Here is a 10703-nt window from a genome sequence, read left to right as displayed (position 1 = left end):
TAGAGGGAGCAATTGTTTTGCAATTGCTCCTTTACATATAAAAGGGAGAAGTGGCACATGGAGAATGAAAGGATCACTAAGCGGGCTATCGCTTCTATCAGGAAAGTGAAATTGCAGAAACATAGCCCCATTCATGCAGCAGGTCCTGTAATAGAACCGGGTAATTGGGAGAAGTATGACCCATTTCTGCTGATGATGGAAGATAAATTTCAAAAGGGAGCGTTTGACGTTCATCCCCATCGCGGTATTGAGACGGTAACTTATGTCATTGAAGGGGCCATTGAACACTATGACAGTCATTCCGGTGAGGGCGGCGTGTTAGGGCCTGGTGATGTTCAATGGATGACAGCAGGCAGCGGTGTCGTTCATAACGAAGTGCCATCAGAAGGAATAACTGCCCATTCGCTGCAGCTGTGGATCAATCTTCCACGGGAGAAGAAAATGACAGCACCAAGATACCAAAACCTTAAAGGCAGTGAAGTACCTGTCCGGAAAGAAGAGGGAGCTGTTATTAAAGTCTTCTCTGGTTCCTCAAAAGGGGTTGTATCTCCAACTTTAAATCATGTGCCTGTCACAATGGTTGAAGTAAGAATGGCAAAAGGCGCTAAAGTTTCACAGGACCTGCCTGGCAGCTACAAAGGCTTTATTTATATTCTAGAGGGCAGCGGGGTTTTTGGAGAAAATGAAGTTCAAGGGGCCAATGGCCAGGTTCTTGAATTGGGAGATGGCGGGAACGCTGAAAGCGAAATAGCCGTAAAAGCCGAAGAGACTTTGCGCTTTCTGCTATATGCAGGAGAGCCAGTCAAAGAACAGGTTGTGGCCCGTGGACCGTTTGTCATGAATACTGAAGAAGAAATACGGACCGCATATAAGGAATATATGAATGGTACCTTTTTAAAATAAGATTATGGGTGAAGAGCAATCATATGGTTGCTCTTTATTGTTGTTGAGGTATGCTTTCAGAAGGAAATTACCTGTTTTTAGAGAAATACTAATCAAATCCAAATAAGGAGCTGGGTTTATTATGTACGAAGTAAAAACAAAAAAGAACGATAACAGTGTAATTGAATTTATTGAAAAAGTTGAGAGCCCTAAAAAGAAGGAGGATGCATATAAGCTGCTTGATATCTTTACTGACACTACCGGTTATCAGGCAAAAATGTGGGGACCAAGCATTATTGGCTTTGGTTCGTATCATTATAAATATGCAAGTGGTCATGAAGGGGATGCACCACTTGTTGGCTTTTCGCCGAGAAAGGCAAAAATCAGCCTATATTTTGCGCAAGGGGATAAAAAAAGAGATGAATTACTTGAAAGGTTTGGGAAACATACAACCGGAAAAGCTTGCGTTTACATAAATAAGATTTCAGATATCGATGCAGAAGTGTTAAAGGAATTAATTATTCAATCAATTGACTTTTTAAGGGAGACTTACCCGGAGTAAGAGAAGTCCAGCCTTTCTTAAACACCCTTTGAGCAAGACCCATACGGGAGTATTCTAGTATTATTTTCCAGGTTACTTCACCTTCAGAAACTTTTCAAATTAGAACGTGTCTGGGATTGAACCTTCGCAGCACTAAAAAGCGAAGGTTTTTTCTTTTATTATGCACATTTTCCTCAATTCATCTTATAATATTGAAGAAAAAATAATAGAATAGTCCTTTTTTATTGCTTTTGGTTTGGGTTGGAGATAAAATGTTTACCAAAGTAAACTTTTTAAGTTAGGCGCATATACTTATAGTAATTTGGCATATATATTTTTTTAACGCAAAAGTTGCCCTGGAGAAACTTTTTGGCAATAGAGAAAAAGGAGAGAGTGAAATGTCGCAGGAAGTATTATTTGCATTAGGTCTTACTTTGTTTGCCGGCTTAGCGACAGGTATTGGCAGTTTAATGGCTTTTTTTACTTCTAGAACGAATACGAAGTTTTTATCATTGGCACTTGGCTTTTCCGCTGGTGTGATGATTTATGTCTCCATGATTGAAATCTTTGTAAAAGCCAAAGATGCACTTGTAGGAGCATTAGGTCAAGTAAGCGGCAACTGGGCAACTGTTGGAGGTTTTTTTTGGGGGCATTCTCCTTATTGCATTAATTGACCGGTTTATTCCTAAAAAGGATAATCCCCATGAAGTGAGAACAGTTGAAGAAATGAATGATTCCGGCAATATCGTCAAGGATCCGGCCCTCTTAAAAATGGGGACCTTTGCGGCATTGGCGATTGCGATTCATAACTTCCCGGAAGGAATTGCAACATTTACTTCTGCACTCCAGGATCCTTCGCTTGGTATCGCCATTGCGGCGGCCATTGCCATTCACAATATACCAGAGGGAATCGCTGTCTCAGTTCCTGTCTATTATGCCACAGGAAGCAAGAAGAAGGCTTTTAAGCTCTCTTTTTTATCAGGGCTTTCAGAGCCGATTGGCGCAATAGTGGCCTACTTGATTTTAATGCCATATTTAAACGATGTCATGTTTGGTGTCATTTTTGCCGCAGTTGCCGGAATAATGGTGTTCATTTCTCTTGATGAATTATTGCCGGCTGCCAAGAAGTATGACGAAGCCCATACCTCCATTTATGGTCTTGTGGCAGGGATGGCCGTCATGGCGCTCAGTTTACTGCTGTTTATATAACAAAAAAGCAGTCTCCCGCACTGGTGCATGTGTGAAGGAGACTGCTTTTTTTATTAGTGCGCTGTACCTTTATCAAAATTGCTGCCGCTGACATCTGCAATATTTTCAATAGCCACTAATGCTCCAGGGTCAATTTCTTCCACAATGGAACGGAGCGTTGATAGTTCAATCCTTGTTACGATGGTATAAATGATCTTTTTGGGCTCTCCAGTAAAAACACCCTGGCCCTGAATATAGGTCATTCCCCACCCCAATTGCTTTAGGAGCTCGGCTGAGATTTCTTCAGGCATATCAGAAATGATCGTAACCGACTTCAGCTCTTCCATACCTTCCACAACAATATCAATCATTTTGTAAGCAATATAATAGGTGATAATGGAGTACATGGCTGTTTCCCAGCTGAAAACGAGAAAAGCTGCAAGAATAAAGATAAATACGTTGACAATCATGATAAATTGACCGACAGATACCGGACGCTTCTTGCTGACCAGGATGGCGATAATCTCTGAACCATCCAAAGCTCCGCCAGTTCTGATTACAAGGCCAACCCCTGTTCCCAGAATGACTGCTCCAATGACTGTTGCCAGAAATAAATCATCTGTAACAGGCTCAAAATGATGGAGATATGCGGTACTTGCGGATAAAACAATTACTCCGAATAAGGTATGGATCGTGAATTTCAATCCTATTTTGCGGTAGCCAATATAGAGAAATGGCAGGTTTAGAATAATTAAAAATAGACTCATGGTCATCCCGGTCAGCTCTGCAGCAATTATGGAAAGACCGATAACACCGCCATCAAGAATGCTGTTGGGAACGAGGAAAAACTCAAGTCCTGCTGCTGCAATCATCGCACCTATCGTGATCATGATGAGCTGTTTTACCTCTTTTAAAACCCGCTTTTTCTTCGTCATTGCCATATGATCAAGCCCCTCTTTATAATATACTTACATATTATAGCACTTATCAGGGTGAATTTTTAAGTAAGAATAACTTTGGCTTCCTTAGAGGGAATAAAAGCACAGATGTTGAATGTAATTAAACGGATTTACTAAAAGCGGGGCTGATATATGGCAGCTGAGTGATTTGGGGCGGAAAGAAAAAAATTAAAGCATTGAAAAAGAGCAGGGGCAGCTCTTTTTCTATTCCTTCAAAAGCTGTTTTTATTCTGCGCCAATTTTTTTCGGTCTTTTGTACCGGGCGGCTTTTCCTTCCAATGATGTTTGATCATAATGTCTGCACCTGTCTTCGCATATTTGGCAATTACAATGGATAAACGTTCATAATTTAAGGCCAGGTCGCTGCGCTGGCTCGCAGCTGCAGCCGTAGCATAATTTCCGGTTCCCGCTGCACTGATTAAACTCATATGACAATGCTTCATAAAATAGCAAAACCCCTGCACTTTTGCAGGGGTTATTCTTTACTGATTTTCGATACATTCACCCGGCCTGAAAAGAACACGGCACCGCCGCCCATATCGGAAAGACGGTCCGGTGTCAGAGAATTGACCAGATGTTTGGTTCCCGGGATATCTGCCCATATCCCCTGTGAAACTGCCGTACCAGGAAGGACAAGTTCTCCAACAGCCGCTTTGAGTTCGCATTCTCCTCGCTTATTCCAAACGCGGACTATCTCTCCATCATCAATTCCAGTATCCTTTGCATCCTTACTATTCAAGTGAAGGCGGGCCTCCTTCTCCATGCGTGCATGTTTTTCATTATTTGAAAAGGTAGAGTTTAAAAAGTTATGATTGGGTGCAGGCACAAATAGAAACGGGAATTTGTCGTCTTCCTTCAGCGGTATATATGTAGGCAGAGGAGGATATCCATCATCTTTCATTCTCTGCGAGTATAATTCAATTTTTCCGCTTGACGTGGGCAGCCTGCCGGGAAACAGCGGTTTTACCTTCGCTTTGATATACTTGTTATTCTTCAGGGATTCAGCATTGATTTCCTCAATGAAAGGGTTAGCTGGAAAATCTAATGCGGCATCAATCATTTCTTCTTCCGTTTCTTTGAATACGGCATCATGATAGCCCATTCCTTCAGCAAGAAGCCGAAACACTTCGACATTGGATTTTGACTCGCCGTATGGTTCAATGACTGGCTCCTGAATCTGCATGTAGTGATGCCAATAGGATGAATATATGTCCGTATTCTCAAAAGAAGAAGCCGCCGGAAGCACAATATCAGCATATTTGGCCGTTTCGGTTAAGAACAGATCGTGGACCACAAGGAAAAAATCCTCTCTCTGCAGCCCTTGACGGACTTTATTTCCTTCCGGTGCCACAACAGCAGGGTTGGTTCCATAGACATACATAGATTTAATCGGTTTTTCCAGTTCAAGCAATGCAGAACCGATCCGATTCATATTAATGATGCGTGTATTCTTTTTGCGGAGTAGATCAGGCCTTTGAAGGGCTCCAGTATTAAAAGCAAGATAGCTTGAGTTTCCCTTGATGGCACCGCCGCCCTTTAAGAGCCATTGTCCTGTAATGGCAGGAAGACATGAGATGGTGCGGATGCACATTCCGCCATTGTCATGATGCTGTGGACCGTTGCCGATTCTGATAAAAGCGGGGGAAGTCTCTCCATACATACGGGCTAATTTGATAATATCCTCTTTCGGCACACCTGTTATGCCGGCTGCTGTTTCAGGGTCATATTGCTTCACATGTTCGCGAAGTTCCTGATAGCCAACCGTAAACTCCTCCAGAAAGGATTCATCCACTAAATTTTCCGCAAACAGAACATGCATGATGCTAAGTGCCAGAGCGGTATCAGTGCCGGGTGTAATGGGTATAAACCAGTCGGCCATTTTCCCGGTCTGGTTTTTATGGACGTCAATTACAACGATTTTCGCACCACTTTTTCTTGCTTTTTGTGCGAGAATCATTTGATGCATGTTCGTGCTGACTGCATTAATGCCCCATAGAATAATGAGCTTTGAATGGATGGTATCCTCCGGATCTATTCCCAAGCTCCCGCCCATTGTATACGTATATCCAGCTGTACCGGCAGATTGACAAATCGTCCTGTCAAGGCGTGATGCTCCAAGTTTATGGAAGAAACGGCGGTCCATTCCTTCTGCGTTTAATCTGCCCATATTTCCGTAGAAGCTATATGGCAGGATGCTTTCAGGGCCATTATTGACAATTAGGTCCTTCCATCTGGAGGTGATTGTGTCTATCGCCTCTTTCCACCCAATCCGTTCAAAATGACCATCACCTTTGGTGCCAGTACGCTTCATTGGATATTTTAGGCGATTCTTATCATAGATTCTTGAAGGCATGCTGCGGACCTTATTGCATATATTCCCCTGTGTTACGGGGTGATTGGGATCTCCTTCAATTTTTACGATTCTTCCTTCTTTTTTATGAATGAGAAGGCCGCATTGATCGGGGCAATCCAGGGAGCAAACGGATGGGAAAACACCATTTAAGGTTTTGCTGTAAGAGTTCATGTCCACATACTCCTTCATCATAGTATTTCGATCATAACATAAAATTCAGATTATTTGGTGGGTGTCTGGGGGCATACAGCAAATTTCTATAATGAAACACCAAGCCTCATATTAGAAATTATTCTTTGTAATAAATTTTATAAAATAGGTTGGTAGATTCAGAATACATCCGGGCAGGTGAACAGGGAAATGGCGCTAAAAATTGCGATTGCAGATGATCATAAGCTCTTCAGAGAAGGGGTCAAACGGATACTGGAAATGGAAGAGGACCTTGAAGCAGCTGCTGAAGGAGAAGATGGCCGTGATGCTCTCATAATTGATAAGAATTATAAGCCTGACGTCATGATTATGGATATCGACATGCCAAATATGAATGGCATCAAAGCAACGGATAAGCTGAATGAAAACCAAAGCAAAAAGCAAAGTTATTATTTTATCTTTTTATGATGATGAGAATTATGTCACGAGGGTGCCTGGATAAAGAGATGATCTATCACTATGAAAAGCAGGATGAGCCATACACAAAAGGAGACGCCTTCAAGCTGAGGTGCTTTTTATTTATTTTTTAAAACATGTTGATTTTGATAATCATTATCAATTAAAATGAAGATGGGTGATAATCATACATAGTTTTAATTTTAAGGAGGCGAGGAGTTGATCAAAAACCCTCAATTATCCGTCCGCACAATGACTGACCAGAATTTAACGGACTTTATCCGGTGTCCTTATAAATTTTATTACGCACATATAGAAAAGAAAAAACATCCTCTTGGCTGGCGTCAGGCCATTCAGCATATAATCAATAAAGTTGTTTCATCCTATTATCAGCTGCCGCAAAGCTATCGGACCCCTGCATACGTTCTGATGCTGATCGATCAATATTGGGGAAGGCTGGAGCTGCGTATGTTTGATTCCCAGCTTCAATATTATATGGCTGCAGCGGCTATAACTGATGGTTTAATGAGAAACTTAAGCAGTGAATCTGAAATAGCACAGCCGCTGTTTTTGTATGAAAACTTCAGAATGAATCTTAAAGAGCTGAATGCAGATCTTTCTTTAACTTTTGATGTCGCGGAATGGCAGCAGGATTCTTTTATAGTGAAGAAATTCCTGGTAGATGCTGATGAGCAAATGCTTGAGCTTTATTGTCACTTAACAGTGGTTTTTTCAGAAAAGGTATTTGGAATAAGTCCGGCCAGAATTGAGGTCGTGACATTAATGGATGGTGAGAGGCATGTATTCAATCCAAATAAAGAGAGCCTTGAAGAGGGATTAAACTATCTGCAGATGATGAAGACGCTTCTTGAAGACACAAAGCAGTTTTCGGGTTTGTACAATATGAATGAGTGTCCAGCCTGTCCTTTTCAGGGAGTCTGTGACAGGGATGAAAAGAATGAGAGAAAACCAAAATACTTATCTTAAAAAAGGCGCCTGGGGAAAACCAGGCGCTTTTGTTGTTTATGAATATGCAGAACCGATTTAGGGTGAATGTATTTCCATTGCTTTTAATTGAATTTCCCGCTAAAGTTTTTACAGGGATGTTAGATAGAAAGGTTGAGATTCTTCTTTGAATATACTAATTACAGGTGCAAACGGTTTTTTAGGGAAAAAGCTTTCATTAAAGCTTTTGGAACAGGGGCATGAACTTTATTTATTAGTCAGGAGCAGAAAGCGGCTGGATGCCTTCATGCAAGGAGAAGGAAGCGATTTTTCCAGACAGATTCATATATTGGAAGGCGATGTTACAGAAGAACATCTTGGATTAAATAGAGAACTTATGAATTCATTAAAAGGAAAGATGGATGCCTTATACCATAGTGCAGCACTTCTATCATTTGATGAAAACGATCGGGATAAGACTTATAAAGTGAATGTGGGAGGAACAGAAAATGTTCTGAATCTTGCTTTAGAAATAAATTGTCCAAAAGTTTTATATATCAGTACCGCCTATACGGTTGGGACAGAGACTCTGGGGGCGGAGGCTCTTTACTCTGTGGACAGGCGTTTTGTAAATCCCTATGAAGCTTCCAAATGCGAGGCAGAACACCTCGTATATACCTTCCGGGATAAACTGGATATTGTTATTCTCCGTCCCGGTATTATCATCGGTGATTCCAGAACAGGTGAAGCTGATACAAACTTCGGCTTATATGGATTTCTAAAAGGCATCAAGATCTTAAAAAAACGGGCCATGCGAAGACAAGACGTCCAAACCTGCAGAATCTATTTGGATCATGAAGTTGCCCAGAATTTTGTGCCGGTGAATTATGTTATAGATACACTGGATGCCGCCCTGATTCATGCAGAAAATGGCGGGATTTTTAACATTACAAACCCTAACCCGCCTCTGCAATCAGATATATATGAAATAGTAAGAGAGGTACTGGATTTTCCGCAATTGGAGATGTGTGTCCCAGTATCATCTGCAGAAATGACAAGTGAGGAAAAGGCTTTTCATAATTCAATGAGCATTTTCCACAGTTATTTCCAGCGGACCATTGATTTTCCATCAGACAATACGGAAAGGATGCTTGCAGATGCAGGAGTTCACATGCTGCAAATGGACCGTGATGTATTAACAAGAATAATAGCAGGATATTTGCTCGATGAAGCGGGTATACCTTCCTGACGAAAGAAAGACCGGGGATTGAATTCCCGGTCTTCCTTTATCATTCATGTCTGTTCCCCGTCTTTTTGGGCACCTGCTTCAAGGGGGGCTTTTAAAAGCTTCCTGTGCTTAATTTCCATAGTCTGAATTTGATTCAATTCCTCAATTAAGTCATGGATGGAGAGAACCTCATATAGAATGGCTGTTTCAGGCTGGACATGGTGGTGTGTGCGCGGTTTTAAGCCCCCCGCAGGGTTCAGCTGTTTTTGGTCAATAAACCACTGTGTTACCTCGCTGATTTTTTTATGATGGCTTTCTGTAATAAGAAAGACCGGGTCATATAGGCTGTTTTTTATATCCTCAAGAACAGCAGCGGCAGCCTTTTTCCTGTCTTCCTCCAGCTCCAGAAGGCCAGTTGGCAGAAAGATCAAGTTCCCCACGTGATAGGTAATCTGCCTTAAAATAGTCAATTTTTTATATTCATAATGAAAGTCGCGCATGTCTTCACGGCTAAATCGGTGATACCTATATTCAGCTTTTTGATAATGGCATAAAGTTTCCGTTTTATCGATATCTTTAATAAGTCTTTGAAAATCAGAACGGACAGTGCCGTCAGATCCCTGTGATTTGAAAATTTCAAGTCCTCTTTTATGTAAAATGTCACCGGATCGTCTGTAAAGGGCATGTATGTTTTTTATGATGGATGTTGAGTAATTGGGCGGCATGACAAAAAAGTTAACTGCTGTGGAAACGACAATTCCGGTAGTGGTAGTCCCCAATCGAATGAAAAAAGAGGACAGATAATGGTCCTGTACCGTTGATATCATAGCGACACCTGTTAATGTAGCCACCAGCATCCCATCATGAAGCTTCAGCTTATGGCAGACTATGATTGTCGCAAGCGAAACGGCAGCATAACTGTATGGGCTGTCCCCGAAAATGAACGTAAATAATACAGCAAAGCCCGCACCAATGGCTGCCGCAGGAAATCTGACATATGCTTTCCGAATGGAGTCCGCAACAGTAGGTTCAATCGTTACGATGGCCGTAATCACAGCAAACATGGCTGGCCAATTCAGCATATGGCATATAAAGGCTGTTATAAAAACAGCCAGTCCGGTTTTGGCAATTCTTCCGCCAATAAATGTAAATGGAATAGTCTGTTTCATAAAAAAACCTTCTTTAGATCTTTGGCGTTAATTTTATTAATATCTTAGTGCAACTCTTCCATAAGAGCAAATGCAAATCTTCTGATAAAAAAGAATATCCCGGTGACATAATCAGATAGTATGATAAAATAAACAACTATAAAGTGTAGATAATGAAAATATATAAAATTTTAACAAAGGGGAAGGGTGAGATTAAGTGTCCATTGAAAGTGTGAAAGCCCATTTTAAGAAATGGGATCGGGAGCAGGATGTAATGGAGTTTGATTCTTCAAGCGCAACTGTAAAAGAGGCTGCTGAAACAATCGGTGTCAGCACTGCGCAAATTGCCAAGACTCTTTCCTTCAAAGGTGATGAGGATGATGCAATCCTGGTAGTGGCAGCCGGTGACGCGAAAATTGATAACAAAAAGTTCCGGAAAACATTCGGTTTCAAAGCACGTATGCTTTCACCCGAGGAAGTCCTCGAACAGACTGGCCATGCGGTAGGCGGAGTGTGTCCATTTGGATTGAAGAATGACCTCGATGTCTATCTGGATGAATCAATGAAAAGATTCGAAACACTTTTCCCTGCGTGCGGAAGCAGCAATTCTGCGATTGAACTTACACCTGCTGAAATTAATACATATTCAGATGCCAAAGCCTGGGTGGATGTCTGCAAGGATTGGGAAGATGCACTGATCGTTGATCGGCCATTAGAAAAAATCACGAAATAGGCAGGCTATCATTAAAATTTGTTGTATTATTATAATAGTTAATGAATAAATAGATTGCAGATTAGGAGAACGTATATGGGAAAGAATTTGATTATAAAAAAAATTGATGAGCTTCAAGAT

At 41.3% G+C, this 10703-nt stretch carries 9 protein-coding genes and 2 pseudogenes; 7 read left to right on the top strand and 4 right to left on the bottom strand.

From position 1 onward, the window contains the following. The first annotated feature begins 57 nt into the window (after positions 1-57). The 3 genes and pseudogenes from BFI01S_RS19365 to zupT all read left to right on the top strand — a co-directional run bounded on the left by BFI01S_RS19365 (position 58) and on the right by zupT (position 2632). A complete protein-coding gene (locus tag BFI01S_RS19365) occupies positions 58-903 on the top strand; it encodes a pirin family protein (RefSeq protein ID WP_061794065.1) in 846 nt (281 codons plus the stop codon). A gap of 121 nt (positions 904-1024) precedes the next feature. Beyond that, entirely contained in the window at positions 1025-1444 is a 420-nt protein-coding gene (locus BFI01S_RS19360) for a DUF1801 domain-containing protein (protein ID WP_061794064.1), read from the top strand. Positions 1445-1821: 377 nt separating this feature from the next. Beyond that, a pseudogene (zupT, locus tag BFI01S_RS19355) lies at positions 1822-2632 on the top strand (zinc transporter ZupT). A 53-nt stretch (positions 2633-2685) separates the two neighbouring features. On the opposite strand, the gene BFI01S_RS19350 reads toward zupT, so the two are convergent. The 3 genes and pseudogenes from BFI01S_RS19350 to BFI01S_RS19340 all read right to left on the bottom strand — a co-directional run bounded on the left by BFI01S_RS19350 (position 2686) and on the right by BFI01S_RS19340 (position 6094). Next, complete coding sequence (locus BFI01S_RS19350; protein WP_061794063.1) at positions 2686-3552, bottom strand: YitT family protein; 867 nt, start codon at positions 3550-3552, stop codon at positions 2686-2688. A 230-nt stretch (positions 3553-3782) separates the two neighbouring features. Then, a pseudogene (locus tag BFI01S_RS19345) lies at positions 3783-4001 on the bottom strand (DUF3231 family protein); the annotation flags it as partial. Positions 4002-4045: 44 nt separating this feature from the next. Beyond that, positions 4046-6094, bottom strand: a complete 2049-nt coding sequence (locus BFI01S_RS19340) for a molybdopterin-containing oxidoreductase family protein (RefSeq protein ID WP_061794061.1) — start codon at positions 6092-6094, stop codon at positions 4046-4048. 189 nt (positions 6095-6283) lie between these two features. On the opposite strand from BFI01S_RS19340, the gene BFI01S_RS19335 reads away from it, so the two are divergent. From BFI01S_RS19335 to BFI01S_RS19325, 3 genes are all read left to right on the top strand, one after another. Further along, on the top strand, positions 6284-6541 hold the full coding sequence (locus BFI01S_RS19335; protein ID WP_061794060.1) for a response regulator: 258 nt from the start codon (positions 6284-6286) through the stop codon (positions 6539-6541). Positions 6542-6748: 207 nt separating this feature from the next. Next, positions 6749-7516: a hypothetical protein gene (locus tag BFI01S_RS19330; RefSeq protein ID WP_061794059.1), complete on the top strand. Its 768-nt coding sequence runs from the start codon at positions 6749-6751 to the stop codon at positions 7514-7516. A 145-nt stretch (positions 7517-7661) separates the two neighbouring features. After that, positions 7662-8723, top strand: a complete 1062-nt coding sequence (locus tag BFI01S_RS19325; RefSeq protein WP_061794058.1) for an SDR family oxidoreductase — start codon at positions 7662-7664, stop codon at positions 8721-8723. A gap of 44 nt (positions 8724-8767) precedes the next feature. On the opposite strand, the gene BFI01S_RS19320 is transcribed toward BFI01S_RS19325, so the two are convergent. Further along, a complete protein-coding gene (locus tag BFI01S_RS19320) occupies positions 8768-9871 on the bottom strand; it encodes an aromatic acid exporter family protein (protein ID WP_061794057.1) in 1104 nt (367 codons plus the stop codon). 196 nt (positions 9872-10067) lie between these two features. Here BFI01S_RS19320 and BFI01S_RS19315 point away from each other — a divergent pair, with 196 nt between their 5' ends. Then, entirely contained in the window at positions 10068-10583 is a 516-nt protein-coding gene (locus BFI01S_RS19315) for a YbaK/EbsC family protein (RefSeq protein WP_061794056.1), read from the top strand. Positions 10584-10703: the final 120 nt, after the last annotated feature.

It is taken from the genome of Cytobacillus firmus NBRC 15306 (genome assembly GCF_001591465.1).
Classification (GTDB): Bacteria; Bacillota; Bacilli; order Bacillales; family Cytobacillaceae; genus Cytobacillus; species Cytobacillus firmus.
Note: the sequence above shows the minus strand (reverse complement) of the source record. Positions and strands in the feature narration are given on the sequence as shown.

What these genes read in the sequence shown, in the direction of transcription:
- BFI01S_RS19365 (WP_061794065.1), top strand. Translation starts at nt 58, where the DNA reads ATGGAGAATGAAAGGATCACTAAGCGGGCTATCGCTTCTATCAGGAAA.
- BFI01S_RS19360 (WP_061794064.1), top strand. Translation starts at nt 1,025, where the DNA reads ATGTACGAAGTAAAAACAAAAAAGAACGATAACAGTGTAATTGAATTT.
- BFI01S_RS19350 (WP_061794063.1), bottom strand. Translation starts at nt 3,552, where the DNA reads ATGGCAATGACGAAGAAAAAGCGGGTTTTAAAAGAGGTAAAACAGCTC.
- BFI01S_RS19340 (WP_061794061.1), bottom strand. Translation starts at nt 6,094, where the DNA reads ATGAACTCTTACAGCAAAACCTTAAATGGTGTTTTCCCATCCGTTTGC.
- BFI01S_RS19335 (WP_061794060.1), top strand. Translation starts at nt 6,284, where the DNA reads ATGGCGCTAAAAATTGCGATTGCAGATGATCATAAGCTCTTCAGAGAA.
- BFI01S_RS19320 (WP_061794057.1), bottom strand. Translation starts at nt 9,871, where the DNA reads ATGAAACAGACTATTCCATTTACATTTATTGGCGGAAGAATTGCCAAA.